The organism is Wolbachia endosymbiont (group B) of Chesias legatella (assembly GCF_964026945.1).
Lineage (GTDB): Bacteria > Pseudomonadota > Alphaproteobacteria > Rickettsiales > Anaplasmataceae > Wolbachia.
In genome coordinates this window covers 764,566-787,810 of record NZ_OZ034711.1, presented here as the reverse complement: position 1 = coordinate 787,810, position 23,245 = coordinate 764,566, and the positions used below count along the sequence as shown (strand labels likewise).

General features: G+C 33.5%; 20 protein-coding genes and 1 pseudogene. 8 read left to right on the top strand and 13 right to left on the bottom strand.

From position 1 onward, the window contains the following. Nucleotides 1-290: 290 nt before the first annotated feature. Together AAGD65_RS03590 and AAGD65_RS03585 are read right to left on the bottom strand one after the other, a co-directional pair. A complete protein-coding gene (locus AAGD65_RS03590; protein WP_010401151.1) occupies nt 291-821 on the bottom strand; it encodes a head-tail connector protein in 531 nt (176 codons plus the stop codon). A gap of 102 nt (nt 822-923) precedes the next feature. Beyond that, nucleotides 924-1,217, bottom strand: a complete 294-nt coding sequence (locus AAGD65_RS03585) for a hypothetical protein (RefSeq protein WP_139686435.1) — start codon at nt 1,215-1,217, stop codon at nt 924-926. 640 nt (nt 1,218-1,857) lie between these two features. On the opposite strand from AAGD65_RS03585, the gene dut reads away from it, so the two are divergent. After that, complete coding sequence (gene dut, locus AAGD65_RS03580; RefSeq protein WP_264682721.1) at nt 1,858-2,319, top strand: dUTP diphosphatase; 462 nt, start codon at nt 1,858-1,860, stop codon at nt 2,317-2,319. A 226-nt stretch (nt 2,320-2,545) separates the two neighbouring features. Here dut and nusB read toward each other — a convergent pair whose 3' ends face one another. The 3 genes from nusB to yidC are packed head-to-tail and all read right to left on the bottom strand — an operon-like array spanning nt 2,546 to nt 5,143. Then, nucleotides 2,546-3,028, bottom strand: coding sequence for a transcription antitermination factor NusB (gene nusB / locus AAGD65_RS03575; protein ID WP_187297213.1), 483 nt, complete (start codon nt 3,026-3,028; stop codon nt 2,546-2,548). Next, the gene (locus tag AAGD65_RS03570) at nt 3,028-3,456 is read right to left on the bottom strand and encodes a 6,7-dimethyl-8-ribityllumazine synthase (protein ID WP_264682720.1); all 429 of its coding nucleotides are present in this window, start codon (nt 3,454-3,456) and stop codon (nt 3,028-3,030) included. The genes nusB and AAGD65_RS03570 overlap by 1 nt, the downstream gene beginning before the upstream one ends. Beyond that, the gene (gene yidC / locus AAGD65_RS03565) at nt 3,434-5,143 is read right to left on the bottom strand and encodes a membrane protein insertase YidC (protein WP_264682719.1); all 1,710 of its coding nucleotides are present in this window, start codon (nt 5,141-5,143) and stop codon (nt 3,434-3,436) included. The genes AAGD65_RS03570 and yidC overlap by 23 nt, the downstream gene beginning before the upstream one ends. Nucleotides 5,144-5,256: 113 nt before the next feature. On the opposite strand from yidC, the gene AAGD65_RS03560 reads away from it, so the two are divergent. Then, complete coding sequence (locus AAGD65_RS03560) at nt 5,257-5,781, top strand: TIGR02281 family clan AA aspartic protease (RefSeq protein WP_010401102.1); 525 nt, start codon at nt 5,257-5,259, stop codon at nt 5,779-5,781. Between the two features lie 5 nt (nt 5,782-5,786). Here the strand turns inward: AAGD65_RS03560 and secF are convergent, their stop codons facing one another. Then, on the bottom strand, nt 5,787-6,662 hold the full coding sequence (gene secF, locus AAGD65_RS03555; protein WP_010401100.1) for a protein translocase subunit SecF: 876 nt from the start codon (nt 6,660-6,662) through the stop codon (nt 5,787-5,789). Nucleotides 6,663-6,819: 157 nt separating this feature from the next. Next, entirely contained in the window at nt 6,820-8,202 is a 1,383-nt protein-coding gene (dnaA, locus tag AAGD65_RS03550; protein ID WP_012481713.1) for a chromosomal replication initiator protein DnaA, read from the bottom strand. 326 nt (nt 8,203-8,528) lie between these two features. Here dnaA and AAGD65_RS03545 point away from each other — a divergent pair, with 326 nt between their 5' ends. Further along, nucleotides 8,529-9,266 carry a glutamine synthetase gene (locus tag AAGD65_RS03545; protein WP_264682718.1) on the top strand — a complete coding sequence of 246 codons (738 nt, stop codon included), beginning with the start codon at nt 8,529-8,531 and terminating at the stop codon, nt 9,264-9,266. A gap of 3 nt (nt 9,267-9,269) precedes the next feature. On the opposite strand, the gene AAGD65_RS03540 is transcribed toward AAGD65_RS03545, so the two are convergent. Then, nucleotides 9,270-9,860 (bottom strand): hypothetical protein, encoded by a 591-nt coding sequence (locus AAGD65_RS03540; RefSeq protein ID WP_264682717.1) that lies wholly within the window; start codon nt 9,858-9,860, stop codon nt 9,270-9,272. 161 nt (nt 9,861-10,021) lie between these two features. On the opposite strand from AAGD65_RS03540, the gene AAGD65_RS03535 reads away from it, so the two are divergent. The 5 genes from AAGD65_RS03535 (at nt 10,022) to ubiA (ending at nt 18,317) form a co-directional block, all read left to right on the top strand. After that, nucleotides 10,022-13,096, top strand: a complete 3,075-nt coding sequence (locus AAGD65_RS03535) for an efflux RND transporter permease subunit (protein ID WP_319803492.1) — start codon at nt 10,022-10,024, stop codon at nt 13,094-13,096. Between the two features lie 87 nt (nt 13,097-13,183). Further along, nucleotides 13,184-14,737 carry a transcription termination factor NusA gene (gene nusA / locus AAGD65_RS03530; RefSeq protein ID WP_010407241.1) on the top strand — a complete coding sequence of 518 codons (1,554 nt, stop codon included), beginning with the start codon at nt 13,184-13,186 and terminating at the stop codon, nt 14,735-14,737. A gap of 7 nt (nt 14,738-14,744) precedes the next feature. Continuing rightward, nucleotides 14,745-17,066: a translation initiation factor IF-2 gene (infB, locus tag AAGD65_RS03525; protein ID WP_264682715.1), complete on the top strand. Its 2,322-nt coding sequence runs from the start codon at nt 14,745-14,747 to the stop codon at nt 17,064-17,066. Between the two features lie 9 nt (nt 17,067-17,075). After that, nucleotides 17,076-17,426, top strand: coding sequence for a ribosome-binding factor A (locus tag AAGD65_RS03520; RefSeq protein ID WP_006015187.1), 351 nt, complete (start codon nt 17,076-17,078; stop codon nt 17,424-17,426). Between the two features lie 3 nt (nt 17,427-17,429). Next, nucleotides 17,430-18,317 (top strand): 4-hydroxybenzoate octaprenyltransferase, encoded by an 888-nt coding sequence (gene ubiA / locus AAGD65_RS03515; protein ID WP_264682714.1) that lies wholly within the window; start codon nt 17,430-17,432, stop codon nt 18,315-18,317. A 486-nt stretch (nt 18,318-18,803) separates the two neighbouring features. On the opposite strand, the gene AAGD65_RS03510 is transcribed toward ubiA, so the two are convergent. The 5 genes and pseudogenes from AAGD65_RS03510 to AAGD65_RS03490 all read right to left on the bottom strand — a co-directional run bounded on the left by AAGD65_RS03510 (nt 18,804) and on the right by AAGD65_RS03490 (nt 22,590). Then, a complete protein-coding gene (locus tag AAGD65_RS03510; RefSeq protein WP_341810874.1) occupies nt 18,804-19,787 on the bottom strand; it encodes a latrotoxin-related protein in 984 nt (327 codons plus the stop codon). Next, nucleotides 19,788-20,237 (bottom strand): annotated as a pseudogene (locus AAGD65_RS03505) (ankyrin repeat domain-containing protein); the annotation flags it as partial. Continuing rightward, the gene (locus AAGD65_RS03500) at nt 20,177-20,380 is read right to left on the bottom strand and encodes a hypothetical protein (protein WP_264686115.1); all 204 of its coding nucleotides are present in this window, start codon (nt 20,378-20,380) and stop codon (nt 20,177-20,179) included. The pseudogene AAGD65_RS03505 and the gene AAGD65_RS03500, both read right to left, overlap by 61 nt. Further along, nucleotides 20,377-21,924 (bottom strand): group II intron reverse transcriptase/maturase, encoded by a 1,548-nt coding sequence (gene ltrA, locus AAGD65_RS03495; protein ID WP_019236826.1) that lies wholly within the window; start codon nt 21,922-21,924, stop codon nt 20,377-20,379. Before ltrA ends, AAGD65_RS03500 begins: the two co-directional genes overlap by 4 nt. A 435-nt stretch (nt 21,925-22,359) precedes the next feature. Beyond that, the gene (locus AAGD65_RS03490; RefSeq protein WP_264377333.1) at nt 22,360-22,590 is read right to left on the bottom strand and encodes a hypothetical protein; all 231 of its coding nucleotides are present in this window, start codon (nt 22,588-22,590) and stop codon (nt 22,360-22,362) included. Nucleotides 22,591-23,245 lie beyond the last annotated feature (655 nt).

Here is a 23,245-nt window from a genome sequence, read left to right as displayed (position 1 = left end):
TCACAGATACGGCTAAGAACATTGCAATTTGTAGGTACAACAGATGGTGTCATCACATCCCCAGACACTGGTTCACTTTATAATGATGTCGTTCCAGTAGCTCTTTCTTGTCATCCCAGTGCTGGGATCCAGGAATTTTATTAAGTTGGTAAGCATAAAAGTAGCCGTTTTATTTTAAAATACAACGTTTTGATGATCATGAAAAAACTGGATCCCAGTACTGGGATGACAAGAAAGAGCTACTCGGATGACACCATCTGTTGTATCTGCTATTGAATGACAAACAGGAACTACAAAACAACCTTTGGTTCGCGAAATGGAGAATACACCTTCTTTACCTCAGATAAATGGCTACTTACTTCTGATTCACGATTTTTATAGAGAGCAGAAACATGCTGCATAATACCTAGCTTTATTTGCTCAGGAACGCTGTCATAGCCAGCTTCGTATACAACATCAGCCCTTATTATGTTCAAATAATTGAAAAATTCAATATAGCTTCCTATATCACTAAAATAATAACTAAGTTTTCTATTCTTATCAGTAGCCAATATTATTTTATTCACAGGACCATAGCTTAAATAGATTCTACGAGGTATATAACCTTCATATGAAACTTGCCACGTTTGCTTTACTAGAGACTTTTCCATATGCCACTGAGCATAATCAGTTGCCATAAAAATAAAACTTGAAATCAACTTATCATCTTGATCATTTTCAATTCGTAAAAAAGATTTAACCTCTCCTAAAGTTACTGGAAAAGATTTAGGCTTAGACTTACGTTGTATATTTATAATTGGATACTTTAGTCTTGTTGACATAACAACCCTCCTTTTCTATATATAGCTAAAATAAGTAAGACTTATCCATAAAAAATCTTACTTATTTTAGTTATCACTTAATATTAAATTGCAGCAGCAACTCTATCGTACAAGTATATTGAGAAGAGAACGTATTAACGCTGTTTCTCCTTTTTTATTGATCAAGTTTACTAAGCCAGATTTTAGTAGATTGACATTCTGAGAATGAATGTTATTGAAAGTGGAGTTTATTTCTTTAGCAAGTAGACTGCGAAATTTCTGCACACTTTCATATGCGATATTTTCAAGTTCATGTGCAAACTTATCTTGAGCTACAGCTGATATGTCTTCAACTTTCTCATTGAACTCTTCTAGCTTTCTTTCCTTACCTTTAAAATTTTTTGCAAAAGTTTTCATATTAATTGGCCTCAACTATTCTTGTAATTATAATGACAATAAAAAGACTACCGAAGTAAAAAATTCGTACTATGAAACTGCAAACAAAATCAGCACACCAAATCGGTTCGCTTTATAGCGTAAATCCTATCATCCTGATACTCTTTACTGTCATTCAAGTACCCCTTTTTTGTCATCCCAGTACTGGGATCTAAGTTGCTCACAAGCAAACTAGCATAGAAAGGTGGTACAACGTTTTCGATGAGATTGCAGAAAGGCTGGATTCCAGCATCAAGTGCTGGAATGACACCCTCTATATAAACGTTAAGAAATTTACTAATAAAAAAAGGCAAAAGCGTTAGCTAGTTGTTACTCTCTCATCCTAAAAATTGGCGTTCTATACTGTATTTAAACATTTTATAAGCCCGCTTCAGCTTATATTAGGTAGAAATTATTGTGAAGACATAAAGTGCACATAGCGGAAAGATTTATAAGACGCCAACTGTATAATACTTTTGTCGTTTAATCTGAACAGATTGAAGGTAATAAAACACTTTGAATTTTATAGTAAGGAAGCTGAAAGATTTGTCAAGTAGTTTTCTTATCTTTTACAGGCATAATTTACATGCTACAATCAAATTTTCATAACTGGTGAATAAAAATGCAAAGAGATAAAATTAAAGTAGAAATAAAAAAGTTATCACATGGCAAAAGCTTGCCTCTTCCCTGTTATGCAACTATGCAGAGTGCTGGCATGGATCTTTATGCTGCATTGGACGACTATATTATTTTAAATCCACTTGAAAGGTTACTTATTCCAACTGGCATTGTGATTGCAATACCAAACGGTTTTGAAGGACAAGTTCGCCCACGTTCTGGGCTTGCTGCAAAACATGGAATCACTGTCTTAAATTCTCCGGGCACTATAGACTCCGATTATCGAGGTGAAGTTAAAGTTTGCCTAATCAATCTAAGTAATCAGCCATATGAAATAAAAAGAGGAGATAGAATTGCACAAATCCTTATTTCTCCTGTATCTCAGGTAATTTGGGATGACAGAGAAGAATTCTGCACAGAAGAAACCGGTCGCAATGCAGGGGGCTTTGGCTCAAGTGGCAGGTAACTTACGAAAAAGCTTGACTATGGTGTCATCCCAGTCTGGGATCCAGGAATTTTACTAAGTTGGTAAGCATAAAAGCAGCCATTTTATGTTAAAATACAACGTTTTGATGATTATGAAAAAGCTGGATTCCAGACTGGAATGACACCGCCTGCCACGCAAATTGCAATGTTCATACAGCTATGTGTCAGCTACTCGGATGACACCCTGTGTTTGCTGGCTATAATTGCTAAGGATTTTTATTTAATTTAACTGCATCTTTTGCCTTATCCAATAACCCATTAATAAAACCAATTTCGCTTGGTTTATCAAGTAAATCAGATGCAATATTAGTATACTCATTGATAACAACTGGAACTGGTGTATCGCAATTAATCAACTCACATATTGCAACACGCAAAATAGATAAGCTTATAAGATTTAACCGTGAAAGGGACCAGCTTGGGTGTAAGTAAGACTCTATTATTTTATCATATTCTTCACTGCTTTTTATAACCTTATATAACAAGTTTTCTAAGAACTGATGTTCAAATTCTTCACATTCAAATATATCTTTCAACTTACTTATGTAGTCCTTAAGCTCACAATTTTCCAATTTAAAAGTGCTTTTGTTGTAACTTACAAAAATATTTGAATAAGCAATTTGTACAGCAAGAAATCTTGCCGTACTTCTTTTTATGCGCCACTTTTTATCTACTGGTTTTTCCTCCATTATTTTAATTTATTGTGTAGATCTATCATATGCAAAACAGTTGAGGCTGCATGGCCACCAACGTTCTTTTTATTTTTGTCAGCTCTAATTAGTGCTTTATCTTTACTGTCAGCGGTAATTACGCCCATACCAAGGGGTATTGCATAATGCATAATAACTTCATTTAAGCCTTCGATTACTCCTTTACAAACGTATTTATAATGATCAGTTTCACCACGAATTACACATCCAAGAGCTAAATAACCATCATAATTAGTATTCTTGCCTTTGACCGCAAAGAGAATTGTAGCTGGTATCTCAAATGCACCGGGAACCTCAATTACATCGTAACTTGCGCTGCTGCCTTTTAATTTATCGGTTGCACCTTCAAGCAAAAGGTTTGCTATTTCAGTATAATAAACTGAATTAACTATTAGTATTTTCGACATTCATTCCTACTTTTCTTGTTAAAAGCAACTTTATTAATGATTGTTGAACCAGAGTTATAATATTACTAAATATCCAATATATTACCAGGCCGGCAGGAAAAGAAGAAAAAATAAAGACAGAAATGTAAGGTAAAAACTTCATAACATTTACTTGAATATCATCTTTACTGGTTTGATCTTTCTCACTTAGCTTCTGCTGAATTATCATGGTAGCGCCGAAAATTATAGGTAAAATGCCTATAGAAATAGGAAAGTTATAATTAAACAACCCAAATAATGTAAAAATGTTTGTTGGATCAGAAGCTGAAAGATCCTTAATCCATAAATAAAAAGGGGCGTGTCTCATCTCTATAGTAACAAATAATACTTTATACAGAGCAAAAAATACTGGTATTTGTATGAGCATAGGGAAAATGCTCGACATTGGATTTACATTGTTTCTCTTGAACAACGCAATTGTCTCTTTGTGCTGCTTTAAGCTGTCATTTTTGTACAACTCTTTTATACGAGTTAATTCAGGCTGCAGGCTTTTCACCTTGAACATCGAAATATATGATCTATTAGATAAGGGAAGCATCAAAAGTTTGATTACTAAAGTTAGCAATAATATTGCTAAGCCAAAATTTTTCAAAACAAAGTTAAAATATTCAAGCAGTAAAAACACTGGCTTGGTTATAAAATAAAGTACACCAAAATCTACAGCCTTATCAAATAAAGGTATATTAAGAGTGTCTTTATAAGAATCAAGTAAATTCAACTTCTTTGCCCCAGCAAAAAAGTAGTTCAGAGTAGAAACACTTGCACCAGGGAGTATGTGTTTGTAAGGTTTAACAAAATCTACTTGAAACTTATCAATGTTATTAACATTCGTATGCTTAATACTTACATTTATTTGATCAGATTTTTCAGGTATGATAGCTGTAAACCAATATTTATCAGCAAAACCAAACCAACTTTTTTCACTTGTGCTGGCCTTTATTAAACGTTTCTTGGAAATATCCTTATATGTCCACTCCTCTAGTTTATTGTTAAATGCACCTAGTACTCCTTCATGTGATATCCAATAGGATTCGTTAATATTATCACGTTTACGATTGATTTTACCATAGGGAACCAAAACTACATTATCTTTTGTATTGTTTTCAATAATTTGCTCAACTTTAAACATGTAGTTATCGTCAAGGCTAATTTTCATTCTAAATAAAATGCCATTTTCATTATCCCAAAATAAATTGACCTCTTTTTGATTGAGTTTATCTGCTTGCCATACTGTTTTAGAATCTGGAACTTTAATCTTTTCATTCGGATCGAGCCACCCAAATTCTGCGAAATATACATCTTTTGATTCTGCAGGTGACAGTAACACCACTTGTGGAGAAGAAGAACTCGGTTCTAAGTGGTAGTTAGTTAAGATTAAGTCATCAAACCTTGCACCTTTCAGAGAAATTGATCCTTCAAGCATGTTATTGGTTAAATTAACTCTCTGTTCTCTAGTAGAATTAATAATTTCAGAACGATTTTGGTATATCATAGGAGCAAGGTCGTTAGAAGATTCGATATGTTCAATATTTTCAATCGATGATTGGCTTTGGCTCGTGTTAAGAAAATTATCATAAATAATATGCCATAATACTATAATCAATATAGAAAGAATTGTTGCTAAAATTAAATTTTTTGCTTCTGACATGAAATTAAATCGAATATACCTCCTTAAAGTATATATTAAATATTGTACTAAAACAATAAAATTTACTTATTTTTAATAATAGCTTTTAACGCTAATCTTAAAAATTTACTCTTATGGCTTCAAATTTTAATAATATGAATGCAGCAAAAAATCTAGTTATTTGGCTACTGATAATAGTCATTACTGCAATGTTTATTGATTCACAAGGAGATAAACTAAGCAATAGGTTTCTGAGCACTTTTCTACCGTACAAAGGAAGGGTTCAAAATGGCGGAAGTATCGAATTTACAAAGTCATACGATGGACATTTTTATATTCAAGCTCAAGTCAATGATCGTAATATAACGTTTTTGCTTGATACCGGAGCAACTGATATTGTTCTATCGCAAAAAGATGCGTTACATGCTGGTATTAACTTACAAAACATTCAAGACTTTAAAATATATGAAACTGCAAAAGGTCAAATAAAAGCTGGAGTGGTTCAAATACCTCAAGTTAAAATAGGAAATTTTTTAATTAATGATGTGCACGCTAGTGTTAATACTCACTCTATGTCCCATTCATTACTTGGTATGAGCTTTTTGAGATATTTTCATTTCACTATTAGGGATAACAAGCTAATATTATATCGTAGTTAAACGTTCTATACTCTACTTATCAACGCTCTGCAGGTCAATATAGGAGCAGAGATAAATATTGCGGAACAGGTGCCGATTGCAATGCCAAAAGAAATGATTAAGCAGAAGTCTCTGACCACACCTGTACAAATCAGCACTAAAGGAAGAGCGGCAAGAAGAGTAGTACCTGAAGTTAACATAGTGCGAAATAGCGTCGAATTAATGCTGGCATCAACTACTTCACCTATTTTTGCATTTTTTCCACTTTTTTGATACTCTCGAATCCGATCATATATAACCACTGAGTTATTGATTGAGTAGCCAATTACGGTAAGGAGAGCTGCAACTGATGAAATATTAAACTCAATACTCGTTAAACTGATAAAGCCAAGAGTTAAAATCACATCATGGATCAGTGCCATTATTCCACCAAGTCCACACTGCCAGTTAAATCTAAGCCAAACATAAAAAAATATTCCAATAATTGCAATTAACATGGCTGATATCCCTTCAAATATCTGCGTTGAGCCTATTTGTGGACCAACATAATCTATTTTGCGATAAGTTACTAAATTACCTAATTTGCTCTCTAATATACTTTTAACCTTTTTAATTTTATCTTCATCTCCCTCATCTTTAAACCGCACAACTAAGTTATCACCAGCTTTTGAACTCTGTATCGTAAATCCACTCTCTTTTAATATACCGAGAATAGCATCATCCTTGCTTGAAGATTTTATCTCTATCAAAATTCCACCTGTAAAGTCTATACCCAAATTCATTCCTCGCAGCATAAAAGTAAGCATTGAAAAAATGATAAGAATAACGCTAACAAGTGCTGTCAAATTTCTATATTTACTAAATTTTATATCAAGATTATCTGGAATAAGTCTAATTGCCATATTTCCTACTTAAATTGTGATTTTATATACTTTTTAAGCAATCGACTAGCTATTTTCTCTTAGCTTATACTAATAATGATCTTTGATTTACTTAATCTACTTGAAAAAGATATTTGATCAAAAAAATGAAAACAGCCTGGTTGTCATTAATAAAGTGCTACTTAAACATCTTTTTTAATCGATTGATTTCATCAGCAAATTTTGGGTCAGTTCTTATGAAATTTTCCACTTGTTTGACTGCGTGTATAACAGTAGCATGATCTCTACCACCAAAATTTCTTCCAATATCTGGTAAACTTTTTTGCGTAAACTTCTTTGCGAAATACATAGCTATTTGTCTCGGCCTCGCAAGACTGCGGAGCCTTCTATTAGATTGCATATCTGCAATCTTTATATTGAAAAATTCAGCTATTTTTTTCTGTATTTCTTCTATTGTGATTGACCTATGATTTGACCTAAGAAGATCAATTAGGGTCTCACTAGCTGATTCTACTGTCATGCTTCTTCCAATTAAAGAGGTATGAGCAACCTTATTTAATGCTCCTTCTAGTTCTCTTATATTGGATTTTATATTCCTTGCCAAAAATTCTAGGACATCCTTGGGAACATACATATTCATTCGTTCCACTTTCGCCTGCAATATACCAAGTCTTAATTCAAAAGTTGTTTCATTAATATCTGCAACTAATCCCCAACCAAGTCGTGATTTTATTCTTTCTTCTACTCCATCAAGATCACTAGGAGACCTATCAGCTGATATAACCAATTGTTTATTTTGGTCTATCAATGCATTGAAAGTGTGAAAAAATTCTTCTTGTGTACTATCTTTACCACTGATAAATTGCACATCATCTACCATCAATACATCTACTGATCTAAATTGCTCTTTAAATAACATAATATCTTTGCTCCGCAGCGCCGTAATATATTGATACATAAATTTCTCTGCTGATAAATATACCACTTTTCTTTTTGCTGACGGAGAATTGACTATGTCCCAAGCTATAGCATGCATTAAATGTGTTTTACCAAGTCCCACTCCACCATATAGAAATAAAGGGTTGCTTCCTGATATTGGATCTATAGATTCCGCTACACGCTTTGCCGCTGTAAATGCTAACTCATTTGACTTTCCTACCACAAAATTATCAAAAGTGAATCTGGTATCTAGTGGTGAACCAAGATTATGATTATTTTCCTCTCTATTTTTTAGTATCGTATTAGAATTTGAATTTCTTTCTTCAATTAATTGAATATCAATAGAACATACACTTTGATCTTCGCTTTGCCATAATGATAATATTTTTTCCATGTAGTGAACTGTAATCCACTCCTTTATAAATCTTGTTGGTACAGACAACAAAACTTCTCCATTTCTGTTGCTGATAAATCTTAGTGAACTCAGCCAGCTGTTATATGTTGCTTCTCCATAGAGATTATGGAGATAATTTTGGATTTTTTCCCAAGTAACATTGTGGTCCGTTACTGTAATAATCTGATCAAAAAACATAGTAGAAACCTTAGGGTTAGTTAAGTTCATATACCACACCAAGAAAGAACAATAATCAGAAAGATGCAAGATAATCAATAGCTTAATGTAAGATAAAAAGCTAACACTACTTAATACATACTTAAAATTATGAGGATTTTTTGACGAGTTGTAAAGAGTATAAAAGCACTAAAATTGATCATTTTTTTGAAATAAAAACAATCAATTTGTAAATGTCGCTTGTACCGAGGATTAGAAGTATGTTATTAAAAAATAGTAATATATTATGTATAAATAAGATATTAAATTTACTGATAAATAAGTAAAGTACTTGTATAAATATAGCTGATTTAGTATAAATTTATTGAAGTAAATTTGTGATTATGTTAAGTAATTTGAGTCATAATACTGTATTCGGTATTGAACTGGAGTTTTACACTGAGGGAATAAAAAAAGAATATTTATTTCTGAATAGCATCAAAAATAAAATAGCTTCTCTTGGATTTTTTTGTGAGAAAGAGAGTTCTTTAAACCAATACGAGATAAAAAGTGATTGTTATACGAGTCCTGATAATTTAATTATGCATTTTGAGTTAGTAAAAAAATTACTGATTGGAACAGCACAAGAGTTCGATGGTAATGTTTCTTTTAAAGCAAAACCTTATTTGGATAGAGCAGGCAGCGCACTAAATGTACATGTTAGCCTCATGGATTCAAATAATCATAACTTATTTTATGGCAACAAGCAAAAATATAGTGACCACCTGATTCACAGCATAGGTGGATTATGTGCAATGATGAAAAAACATATGTTGTTTTTTGCTCCAAATGATGATTCATATTTAAGATTTCAGTACCCAGATATTCATACTCCAACTACGATTAGTTGGGGAGTGAATAACAGAACTGCTGCGATAAGAATTCCCTATTTTGGCAACGATTCCAAAAGATGCCGCCTAGAGCACCGTGTTCCTGGAGCAGATTGCAACCTTGAAAAGGTGCTTGCAGCAATAGTTGAAGGCATGGCTTTCGGTATAGAGAACAAAATCATTCCACCAAGTAGAGTCTACGGCATTGCATCTGATTCTCAATACAAGATGGAGAGTTTGATATAAACTCTAACCACGTTGTTTAACAATATCTTCCATAGTTAGCCGCTCTGGTACTATCATTGGATAATTATTTACAGAAGTTCTCAGAGCATTAACCTCTTTGATTTCTCGGTAATATCCATCCATATGCATAGGAGGGGATAGCATTAAATCCATATAATTCGTTGCGCATTTAGTCTGACTTGTATCATCAGCCCCAGCAAGTGAGTTACCGTCAAGGTCCATATGTTCAGGTAGTCCACTTTTCATTTCTTCTTCTGCTCTTTTATTTTTTAATTCTTCTTCTAACTCAGTTTCAGTTCTTTCTGGTTCTTTTACGGTATCTTTTTCTTCACCTTCATCAACACTGCTATACCCTTCATCTTCTGAAACTTTATCTCCTGAAACACCAGTAATTTCAGCAGGCTGTTCTTTTTTAGTTCTTATTTTATGAATCAGCAAAAGTAATAAGTAAGTAACTGCAGCAGCAGTAACTATAATGGCTATTTTTGCAGCAATGTGAATCACTGTCAAAAATACTAAGGTTGATGAAAGCCCAATCAACCCAGATACGATCACTTTATTCTTGCCTTCTGTCACACTTAAAACTGCTACCATAATAATCCCTCAAATACCATACTAAAGTCATATTATATAGAAATTTTCTTACGCTTGCAAAACTGTAAAAATTTTAATCATTTACATAAAGACATATAAGGATTAATTAATATATAATTTATCTTAGCTATAATATGATATAAATACGTATAATGTTTGGCATGAAAAGCTTACTTGTAGAGAGGAATAGAACAGTAATATTATTGCTTATCGTGATTTTTACCTTCGGCTCATACACTTATATAAAGATGCCAAGAGAAAGCAATCCTGATATACAGATTCCTATAATTAGTGTATTTGTCGGGTTTCCTGGTATTTCTGTCGAGGATAGTGAAAAGCTATTAGTGCTTCCTATAGAAAATGAACTAAGATCCATCGAAGGTGTAAAAGAATTGAGAGCTTTTGCAACTAATGATGGTGCTCACATGATAATCGAATTTAGAACAGAGTATAATAATAAAGAAGTGCTCGATAATGTCCGTTCAAAGCTTTTAAACATAAAATCAAAATTACCTATTGAAGCAGAATCTCCGATAATCAATGAAATAGACTTGAGCTTATTTCCGATACTAAACGTTGGCTTGATTGGTAATTTGCCGGAAAGAGCTTTAACTGAAATAGCACGCAAACTAAAGAAAGAAATAGAATCTCTGCCAAATGTTCTTAAAGTTGAAGTAGCAGGTATGCGTAAAGAAACAGTGGAAGTTATAATTGAGCCCACAGTTCTAACAAAATATAACATTCAATCAAATGAGATATTTCAAGCTATATCAAACAACAACAGATTGGTAGGAGCCGGATCACTAGAAAATGATACCGGTAAATATTCGATTAAAATATCAGGGTTATTAAAAGATATAGAAGATATTATGAATATTCCTATTAGATCTCAAAGTGATGCAGTTTTGAGAATCAAAGATATAGCAAAAGTATACCTTGGGTTTGAGGATCATCAAGGATCTGCTCGTATTAATGGACTACCTAGCATTGTACTAGAAATTTCAAAACGTAATGGAAAAAACATAATAGATACGGTAAATCAAGTAAAATACTTAATGGACAAAGCAAAAGATCAATTACCTGAAAATTTAAAAGTAGTTTATTTGAATGACCAGTCAAAAAATGTACGTGATGTGCTTGACGACTTGGAAAATGGTATAATATTTGCCGTATTACTAATACTAACCATAATAATGCTCTTTATGGGAACAAGGGCTGCTATTCTTGTTGCACTATCAATACCTGGCTCCTTTCTCATAGGAATAATGGCTCTTTACCTAATGGGTATTACTCTAAATATAGTTGTCCTCTTCAGTTTAATTATGGCAGTTGGCATGCTGGTTGATGATGCAATTGTAATCAGCGAATATGCTGATAGAAAGATGATTTGTGGCATGGATAAAGTAGAAGCCTTTTGCACCTCAGTTCATGATATGTTCTATCCAGTTTTATCATCAACATTAACTAAATTAGCAGTGTTTTTCCCTCTGTTACTCTGGCCCGATACGGTCGGTAAATTTATGCAGTACATACCAATTACAATAATTTTAACTTTGACTGGATCGCTAATTATGGCTTTGGTTTTTATACCAACACTTGGTACAATATTTGGTAAACCTTCCATAACTTCAAAAAAAGAAATAATAAGAATGAGTGCTATAGAAAGTGGTGAGATAAAAAATACTGGGCTTATAATAAGAACTTATGTACGTATGTTAGAGAAAGTCTTAGATCACCCCAAAAAATTTGTATGTGTTGTTGTATTTGTTTTATTTTTGTCTAGTATATTATATTTTACTTTTGGTCCTGGATTAAAGTTCTTTCCGAATGTAGATTCAGATAACATTTTAATCAGCGTTAAAGTAAAAGAAAGCTTATCAGCCAAAGAACGAGATTTGATACTTAAGAAAGTAGAAGAACGTATTTTGGGTGTTAAAAAAGAAATTTATGTTTTTTATGCTCGATCAGGAAAATTTGCAGACAACGTTATTGCCAAAATTCAATTGGAACTTGTAGATTGGCGCTGCAGGCGCAAAGCTAAGCAAATACTAAATGATATAAGGAGTAGTGTACAAAACATAAAAGGAGTAATAATTGATGTACAGGAACAAAAGTCAGGACCATCAGCTGACAAGCCAATACAAATTAACTTAAGCGGAAGTGCATCCAACTTGAATTCAGTAGCAGAGAAAATCCTAAAAATTATGGACCAACCTTCATCTGGATTTATAAATATTCAAGATAGTAGATCAGCACCTGAAATAGAGTGGAATATGAGTATTGATAAGAGTAAGGCTACAAGCTCTGGAGTAAGTGTTGCAACCATCGGTGATTTTATAAAGATGGTTACAAATGGAGTATTAATTGGAAAATATAGACCAAATAACGCAGATGAAGAAATTGATATTGTACTACGCTTTCCCAGAAAGAATCGCAACATGAAAACTATAGATAACCTTTTTATTAATACAGCAAATGGACCATATTCTATGAGTAGCATAGTGAAATACGTTCCCGAAAAAAAGGCAAATAAACTAAGTAGGATTGATGGATCACGCACAGTAACAATCTCTGCTGACGTTGATACTGGCTATCTTGTTGATGAAAGAGTTAAGTTCATTCAAAATTCGATTACTCAAGACTGTAGTAAAGGAGTAAAGATTGATTTCAAAGGTGATAAGGAAGATCAACAAAAATCAGGAGCATTTTTATTAAAGGCTTTTATATTAGCAATTACATTGATGATATTGGTGCTAGTGGCACAGTTTAACAACATATACTATACATTTATCGTAATGACAGCAGTGTTTTTATCAACAACATGTGTATTTTTCATTTTCTTTCTTATTCAGAAAGTTTTTGTAGTTGTCATGTGTGGAGTGGGGATAATTGCTTTAGCAGGAATTATAGTGAATAATAATATACTATTGCTTGATGCCTTTCATCAGCAAATTAAGGTGCGCAAAAATAACATTAAGCAATGTATAATAAACGCTTCAATTTCTCGCATCAGGCCAATACTACTTACCGTTGCAACTACAGTTCTTGGTTTAATACCTATGATTACTAGGTTAAATATCAGTTTTTTTACGCTACAAATCACATATGATGCTCCATCAAGCCAGTGGTGGGTTGATATTTCAGCAACCATAGCAAGTGGAATATTGGCTGCAACGGTCTTAACTTTACTCTTTACTCCGGCGTTGCTTGTCATACAAAGACATGAAAAAACTTGACTTAAATTAGCAATCATTTAACATTTAAGATAGCGTTCTTTACCTGTTGAAGCTATAATTATAACTAATTAAATTGGATTTATTTATATGATTGCTAATCGTAAAAGCAGTGTTAAGCAGAAAAGCAACAAGAATAACATAGTTGGGAGCCTTGATGTAATAAAAACAGCGGGAGAGCTCTCACTTCAAAAAGGTTTGGATTTTAATATTATAATAAATGCACTTAAAAGTGCTATCGAAGCAGTAGCTCAACAAAAGTATGGTAGCAAAAGTAAAATTGTAGTTAATATAGATAGAAACACAGGCAAAGTTACCTCATATAGACAACTAAAAGTCATTAATGATGAATCAAATGAAAATGAGTGTGACTTAATTAAGTTGACACAAGCTAAGTTAATAAAAGAAGATGCAAAAGTTGGAGATACTATTAGTGAGTTGATTTCTCTTAACACTGATCTTGTTTCAGCAAGAATTGCCCAGCAAAAGATTTCTGAAATAATCAAAAATGAAGAGTTAAAAAAGCAATATGAGGAATTTAAAGATAAGGTAGGAGAAATGAGGTATGGCATCGTTAAACAAGTAGAATATTCAGATCTTATTATAGACATAAACGGAATTGGAGCATACCTCCCTTTACGAAACTTAATTGGTGGTGAGTCATTTCGTGAAGGCGATAAGGTTAAAGCTTACATACAGGCTGTTAAGCGCTCTGACGATGGACGTCAAATCATTCTTTCTAGGACTCATGAAGGCTTTTTAGAGGCATTGTTGAATCAAGAAGTACCAGAAGTTGCTGACGGATTGATAACAATTAAAGGTATAGCTAGAGACGCTGGTTCAAGATCTAAAGTTGCTGTTTTTTCATCTGATAAGAATATCGATCCAGTAGGTGCTTGCGTTGGAGTTAAAGGAGATAGAATAAAAACTATTATACACGAATTAAACGGTGAAAAAATCGACGTCATACATTACTCATCAGATTTGGGTCAATTTGTTATTAAAGCCATTACTCCTGCAGAAGTATCAAAGGTCATTATTGACGAAAATGAAAATTGTATAGAGTTAATAGTTGCTGAAGATCAATTGAGTTTAGCTATAGGAAAAAAGGGTCAGAATGTAAGATTAGCTTCAGAGCTTGTTGGATGGAAAATTGAGATATTAAGCACTCAGCAAGAATCAGAAAGAAGAAACAAAGAATTTAGTCAATGTTCAGTTTTATTTGCTGAAGCTTTAAACTTAGAGGAGATTATGGGCCAATTATTGGTAACAGAAGGTTTTTCAAGTGTAGAAGATATATCTAACACTTCAATTAAGGAACTTGCTTCAATAGAGGGCTTCAATGAAGATATTGCAAATGAACTTCATAATAGAGCAAATAATTACCTGAAAGCAGAGAATGATAGAAAAATAGAAGAGCTAAAAAATTTAGGTATGGAAGACGATGTAATCAACTTAGCCTTATCAATAGATAATAAAATTGCTCTTAGTAAACATAATATTAAAACTTTAGAGGACATAGCAGATTTATCAAATTATGAGTTTTGTAGCATACTCTCTTCCTCAACTAATAATAAAGACAATCTAAAAGATACAGCAGATTTAATAATCATAGAAGCACGTAAAAAGCTTGGATTAATATAAAAACAATATGAATAATGAAGATATCAGTAATAAAAAATTAACCCTACAAGGCTTAAGCAAGCTTAAATTAGACATTAATTTAAACTCTTTAGATAGTCAAAGTACTGGTACTACAATAGTAAAAAAAAGAAGAAAAATTCATTCTGCAGAAGAATATAGTTTATTTGACGAGAGTAAATTAGGCTCTTTAACTGAAAAAGAACAAATTTCCCGCATTAATGCTGTACAGAATGCTACTTTGCTGAAAGAAAGGAATCAGAGAGAACAAGAAGAGAAAATAAAAAAAGAAGAAAGCAATCAAGAAGCTGAAGATAAAAATGAATCACACTCTGTACCTAAAGAAATAAATAAGGAAGTTTTAAGTAATACTAACTCAGTTGAACAAAAAGAAGATAGTATTGAATATGAGAACAATGATAAAAAGTCTTTTAAAGCTAGCAAAGATATATATTCTAAGCATTCTAAGCTAGTAATTACACAGGCAATAGATGAAAGAAATGAACACCTCCCTGTATTTAAGCAAAAATTTGGTATAAGAAGTAAACAATCAAAGTTTACTAAGGGTAAAAATATAGCAAGAGAAGTTATTATACCAGACAAAATAACTATCAGGGAGTTATCTATTCGTATGGCAGAAGATAGCAAGAGTGTGCTAAAAATGCTCAAAGAAGAAGTTGGGGAGAGCTATAGAGTAGATGATCTAGTAGATCCAGATATAGCATGCGAAATAGCAAAAAAATTTAATCATACGGCTAAACGAGTAAGTGATGCTGATAAAGAAAAGAATTTACTCTTCATAAGCAACAGAGAAAACTTACCTAAAAGACCAAAACCACCTATCGTTACTTTTATGGGACATGTGGATCATGGTAAAACATCATTGCTTGATGCATTTCGTGAATCCAATGTTGCAGAAAAAGAGTCAGGTGGCATCACTCAACATATAGGTGCTTATCAATTAACGACAAAAAATAAGCAAAAAATTACTTTCATTGATACACCAGGGCATGAGGCGTTTACTGCAATGCGTGCACGTGGTGCCAATATTACTAATATAGTTGTGATAGTAGTTGCAGCTGATGATGGAATCATGAAACAAACAGTTGAAGCAATAAACCATGCAAAAGCAGCAAATGTCTCTATTATAGTTGCCATTAATAAAATTGATAAATCACAACCTGGCGATGTAGAAAGAATAATTAATAGTTTGCCTCAGTATGACCTCATCCCCGAAGAACTTGGTGGTGATGTTATAATTGTGCCAGTATCAGCAAAAAAGAAAATCAACTTAGATAAACTAGAAGAGGCAATTTTATTCATTGCTGAATTAATGACGCTAGAAGGAATAGAGGATTGTCGAGCACTTGGATGGGTAATAGAGTCCAAAATAGATAAAGCTAAAGGAATATCAGCTACGTTAATAGTTGAAGAAGGGACATTAAAGATTGGTGACATATTGGTAGTTGGTACAACATACAGCAAAGTACGCAGTATGGTTAATCACCTTGGTCAAAGAGAAAAAGCGGCACTACCTTCTACTCCAGTTGAAGTTACTGGTTTAAATGGTGTACCAAATGCTGGAGATAAATTTGTTGTTGTAAACTCTGAAAGGCAGGCTCGTGAAATTGTTGAATACAGGTTAGAATTAATCAAGAAAAAGCAAGAAGATTTAGACGACAGTAATTTATATATATTCAGTCGTAATGATAGTGAAACAGAAGAACTATCTGTAGTTTTAAAGTGCGATGTCACTGGTTCTATTGAAGCAATATCAAGCTCAATTGATAAGCTTGGTAAAGAGCAAGTGAAATTAAATATTCTACACAAAGCAGTAGGAGGAGTAACAGATTCAGATGTGCTGCTTGCAGAAGCATCAAGCGCAGTAATTTTAGCTTTTAATGTAAAAGTGGATTCAAAAATAAGAGAATTAGCAAAACAAAAAGGTATAGAAATACATACTTACAATATAATATATGAGCTTATTGAAGACATGAGGATGTATCTAACTAAAATGTTAAAGCCTGTTACACGAGAGGTTCGTGTTGGTTCTGCATCTGTAAGGCAAATATTTAATGCATCCAAAGCCGGTAATATAATCGGATGTTATGTCACTGATGGAGTTATAAAAAAAGATTCTTTAATTAAGGTAGTACGTGGCAGCAAATTGGTGCATGAAGGAAAGTTAAAAGCACTACGTAGATTTAAAGATGACGTTAAAGAAGTAGGTGTAAACTTTGAATGCGGAATATCGCTAGAGGGTAATATCGATATTAAAGTTGGAGATATTTTGGAAGCTTATCAATTAGTGCAAGAAGAAAGGACGTTATAGTAGTTGAATATGAAAAAGGAAATTAGAAACCTAAAAGTAGCATCGGTATTACATAGGGCAATATCAAAAGTCTTAATGGAAGGTAATGTTCTTAATGAAAAAGTAGTAGTATCTGATGTAAAGCTAAGCAAAGATTTGAAGAAAGCAGATGTATATATTGTGTTATCTTCATTGAACATCCAAAATGATAATGATGATATCAGCACTGTTGTTAATGAAATGAACCAATCTGCATGGTCAATACGTAAATCTATATTGTGTTATGTTGATTTGCGATTTATACCTGAGTTAGTTTTTAAGCCTGATTTAGCATTCGATAATTTTGTCAATGTAAGCAAAATATTACATAATCACACTTAATTAATGTATTTCAACCATTATTTCTCATTAATGAGAATACACAGTTTAACAGGTTTATGGCTTGTGCTATTTTCTAGCTTAAGCGGCATTCTTTTAGCCTCAACTTCTCTATCGTATCAGGCTCTTTTTCTCCTTGTTTTGTTTACTATAGGTGCATTTTTAATGAGACCTGCAGGGTGCATAATCAATGATATCTTCGATAAAGAAATAGATGCGCACGTTGAACGAACAAAATATAGGCCACTTGCAAGTGGTGCATTAAACATAAAGCAGGCTTTGGCTTTACTTTCACTGTTACTGTCTATTGCCCTGGTAATCTTATTATTAACCAATAAAACTACTCTTATACTTGGAATAATTTCAATGTGCATGATAGTTATCTATCCCTTGCTAAAGCGTTACGTTTGGTGGCCACAATTGTTTTTAGGGTTTACTTTCAACATGGGATCACTCATGGGTTCAGCAGCAATAACAAACCAGATTAGCATAGAATCCTTGCTATTTTATATAGGATGCGTCTTTTGGACGCTTAGTTATGATACTATATACGCTCATCAAGATAAAAAAGATGATGAGAAATTAGGAATGAAATCTACTGCATTATATTTTGGCAATACAACAAAATCTTGGTTGAAAAGATTTTACTTAATATCCTTAATGGCATGGTTGTACGCTGGTATACTATCATCATTAAATAACATCTTTTATATTGCTTTACTTGCCATAGGATTCATATTTCACCACCAACACAAAAATTTCAATCCAGACGATTCTAATCAATGCATGTCCATATTTAAAAATAATTCCCAGATAGGACTCCTGCTCTTTTTCGGTATCCTTTTAGATAGAATTCTAAATTCTACTTTTGTATCCGTTCAGATGCATGGCTAATGTGTAAATATCGAAGCAAAAATGTTGTCATTCCAGTGTCAAGTACTGGGATGACAGAGAAAGCATCATATTGAAATGACACCATTTATTTCTATGGCTGTCTTTTCTATCTTATTTTGTCACCCTGCTGAACGGATTCTACTTTTTAGAACATATCTTGAAAGGAAATCAGGAAGATAATATGATAGGATCAGTAAAAAATATATCCAGGTGATGTAAGTGACAAAAAATGGAAATTTCTTGAGCCAAGAGTTGTACAAGGTGTGGCCAAGAAAGCACAAAATAAGAACAATTATTAATGTTATACAATACATAATGAAAGGTATTTGCCAGTAGAGCAAAAGATTTTCCTCTATGGAAGACAGTGTATGATTATTTTTTTAGACACATTGCTTGAATGCATACAAAATAAAGGCTGGTGTGCCCATTGATGTTATAAGATCAAATTACCAACCTTTTACTAGATGAAATCAAAAAGCTAAGGAATTAAGCCTTACCTTGATTTATTAAACCTCTATCCTGAATTAAATGACCTTGAACAGAAGTATTACTTAAATAACTTTGAGGCTCTAAGTTTATTTGCTGTTCTTCAACTTCTAATGTACTATCTCTATTGTGTAATATCTGTTGCATTGATTGATTTACTATTAAATCTAGTTCCTTATTAAATATAACCATAAATTTGTTAAACTTCTTTGGACTTAACTTACCTGTTTCTCTATCGTGGCATGCTTGCTCTACATATGAGTTTAAAACTCCTGAAATGTCATTAAACTTACCACCCGTGATTTTTGCAGTAACCTCTTTCTGCATTTCTACACAATCAATATTTAACCGATGTATTGATATCCCACTTTTTAATGCAGCTTGCTCTACTACTTTCTCAAATTCCTCTATAATATTTAATGCATAGCCCTGTGCTTCTAATGGTGATATAGACTGAACTACTGTGGAAATATACTTCTGACCTGTGATTTTCCTTATAAATACATCTAATAAAAGAAGTATACCGTTGTTATCAATACCTTGAACTGTAATAGCTTTAGAAGGTTCCATACTTATAGCTGCCTTAAAAGGAGAAGAAACAAACTGAAAAATACCTTTAATAGTATCTACCGTAGTGTAAGCAAAAATATTGATAAATGAAGATGGCTTACTTGTTCCGCTTGTAACTCCTATTTTATCAGGACCTATCTTATCATTTTGCAACGAATTTTCATCTTCTTGTGCAATACTGAGGCGATTATGGACACGTGTTGATAGGGAGCTGCTTTCTTCTTGCAAGTTAAGATGTTGGGTGATTTCTTCATTTCTTCTTATTCTTTTTTCTAGAAGGTTTCGTATTTCTAAGCTGTTTTCTTCATTAAGCGTATTTGCTACGGCTAAAGCTCCTCTATCATCAACATAATCACTTTTATCAAGAATGAGCTTAACTACACCCAAATTGCCACGAGCAGCTGCAGTATGCAAAGGTGTCCAACCATTCTCATCTTTAGCGTTAACATTAGCACGCTTATTTATAAAAAGACCAGCTACTTGTAAATTATCATGAAGAGCAGCCCAGTGCAGAGGAGTAGCGCCATCATTGTTCTTAGCATTAACATTGGCTCCTTTCTCTATAAGCTTTTCTGCTGTACCTAAGCAACCATTAAAAAAAGCAGCATAGTGCAGAGGGACATTGTCATATTTATTCTTCTCATTAACATTAGCCCCTTTCTCTATAAGCTTTTCTACTATACTGACATTCTGATTAAGAGCAGCCCAGTGCAGAGGAGTAGCGCCATGATTATTCTTAGCATTAATATCAGCTCCTCTCTCTATAAGCTTTTCTACTACCTGTAATTTATCTGCAAGAACAGCTAAATGTAGAGGAGTATTGCCTCTATTGTCCCTGGCATTAACATCATCCCCTTTATTGATAAGATCCGCAACTTGATTAGGTCAGGTAAGGAAGCAGTATTACTACTACCCCCTCCCTTAGAAACGCAGCATGCAGGTTTCCCCACACTACGCTTGAGCCCCTTATCTAAGTTCTTCTTTTCTAGAACCGGCTTGTCCTTCATGATTCCTCAGGAAACATCATTCTTAATGGTGACACCAACAGTAGAGAACCTTCTCTTGAAAAGGAGCTTGCTAACATTCTTGTTCGTTTCACTCTCTCATCAAAATACTTTTTCCATTTTAAGTCAAGGGGATTTGCATCCGCTCTGATTTTAACATGTCGTCTGATAGGTATATCAATCAGCTTAAGCAGTCTTAAATACCGTATCTCTTTTGGTTTGTTCTTGCATATGGGTGCAGCAAAAACCCATTGGCGTTGACCCATTACTTTGAAGTAACGATTCTTTATCCAACGTAATCCTTTACGAGGATGTCTTTTCTTTGCCCATTTCCATAAACTATGCCAAATTTCATTGTCGATCTTTCTAAACGCTTTTTTAGCACACACATGGTGATAGTAATTTCCCCATCCTCTCAGTAGAGAGTTGAGTGACTTAATTACTATAGCCTGAGTGTTCGCTATATTTGCTTTTATCAATGTACGTGCTTTATTAAGAAGTCTTTTAATACTTTCTTTCGAAGGTTTAATAATTAACTTCTTATTATATCTACGTACATTACAACCAAGAAAGTCAAACCCTGTTGTAATAGATGTAATCTTTGTCTTCTCTTCTGACAGAATTAAACCTCGCTCATGAAGAAAAGATGATACTAAAGGCTTAACTTCCTTTTCCAGTACTTCATGTGTGAAACCTGAAATAATAAAGTCGTCTGCGTACCTGATTACATTCACTCCACTTCTGATTTTTCCTCTTCTTTTGCTACCTAATTTACCAAAGCGACTTTCTAATAACTGTTCAAGACCATCTAAGGTAAAGTTAGCTAGTATTGGAGAAATTATACTTCCTTGCGGAGTGCCAGCAGTTGTGGGATACAGAGTTTTCGATTCTAGGAAACCAGCTTTTAACCATCTATGAAGAATTTTCTTTTCCATAGGAATATGCTTCATAAGCCATTCATGGTTAATGTTGTCAAAGCACCCTTTGATATCACCTTCTAGTATCCATTGTGGTCGATTGCGTCTTGCCAGTAATAAGTGACAAGCAGCAATAGCATCCGCGCAGGATCTTTTAGGTCTAAAGCCATAGGAGTGACGATCACTGATCGTTTCAGCTATCGGTTCCAGAGCAAACAGATATAATGCTTGCATCGCTCTATCTTTTATCGTGGGTATACCGAGAGGCCTTCTTTTGCCATTAGATTTACTGATATAAATTCGTTTGAGCGGAGAAGGTTTATATCCTCTTTGTTTTAACAGCTTTATTCCTTGAAATTTAGCATTGCAAGTTGACCATAGTTGACGATCTACACCTGCTGTGGTTTTTCCTTGGTTTTCAGTTACTCTCTTAACAGCCAAAGCTTTTCCGCTAAAAGAGCGTGTGAGAAGATGTTGTAAAGCTTTTACCTTACCCCATCTTCCTTCTTGGACAGCCTTAACAATACGTCTTTGTAGCCTCACAATAACTTTCTGGCATTTCTTCCATGGCAATTGCTTCCATGCTTCAAAGCTTTCGGTAGATGCACTTACAGGTTTACTTGTAATCATCTGCTTTCCTACCTTAAGTGGTTAACAAAGTTTCTTGTCACGAGGGACCAAATGGAAGTCTGCTCGTTTTCACGCGAATTAATGTTACAAATTCTATCCATTTCGTTACAAAATGGCATTCGCTTTCTCCATTCTCCTTTACCTGCACTTCCATCAGCATTCCTTGCGGTTTGCTTGCCATGTAGGCGAAAATACAGGCTTACCCTGTTTCTCCAGTCATACAACAGTGGGTTAGGTGGCTTCTCTATACCGGTGGAGTTATTATTTGCGTACATCTAGAAATGAAAAATGTAACTTATCCACATTACCTTTTGGTCAGAGCTTATCAGCATCTTTAGCTCTTTCATCGTATCGGTACTTATAAAGCTTCACTTACGTTCACCATACCACTAGCCTAGCCCTCCAACCACATGATGCTTGCAGTTTATGCCCCTCTCACGATTGAGCATCTTCTTTTTCAAGAGGAGGTTCATTGTCCGCATCGCTTGGCACCAACCGGTTGCCCGATTCGCACTGATGCGTAGACTCAGACGGCAAAACATCTGGTTTAATAAGTTTTAGAATCCTTTCAGTTTCTTTCTGAATGAATTCCTCTCCTTTTAAACAATATGACCGAAGACTTTCAGGTCGCACCATCTCCACTACGTACAGCAGCAAATAATTCATTAATCATTTAACCCTCGATAAAAATCACTCAATTTCAAAGTAAGAAAAAAATCTTTTTCTGAATAAAACAGCTACCTCATAATATAAAGAAAAATATTTTCACTATCATATTTATTATACATAAAAAATTAATAGCTCAATATACTTTTCATAAAATACTCCATCTCTAAAACTTGTCAATCCCTATTTAGAAGTTTTTTTGATAATCTTTAATGAAAGTTCTTAACGAATTAATACTGACTTAATAGTATATATTACTAAAAATTTAAATAAAACAACCATTCCCAACAACTAAAACCGGCTAGTGAGAGAAGAGTTCGTTTTGGGATGGATTGGTCTACCAAACGATACATACGAACTTTTTTATATGGTGATTTTATTATACGCTGAAATCAGCTATATTAGCTTGCTTTTGTTAAATCTACATACGAACTAATTTGCCTAAGCTTATGGAAATAATTTAAATCTTCTATTTTCACAATCCTATTTTCACGCGGCTTGTTCTCACAAATATACGACCTTTTTTGAAGCAGTAAATAATTCAATTCTCTATAACACTAATTAGTATATTCCTCTCATTAAAGTTATCCCTTCAAAAAGACTGTGAATTATCAATCTGCTTTAATGGTATCATAATGTTTTACATATAAACCTA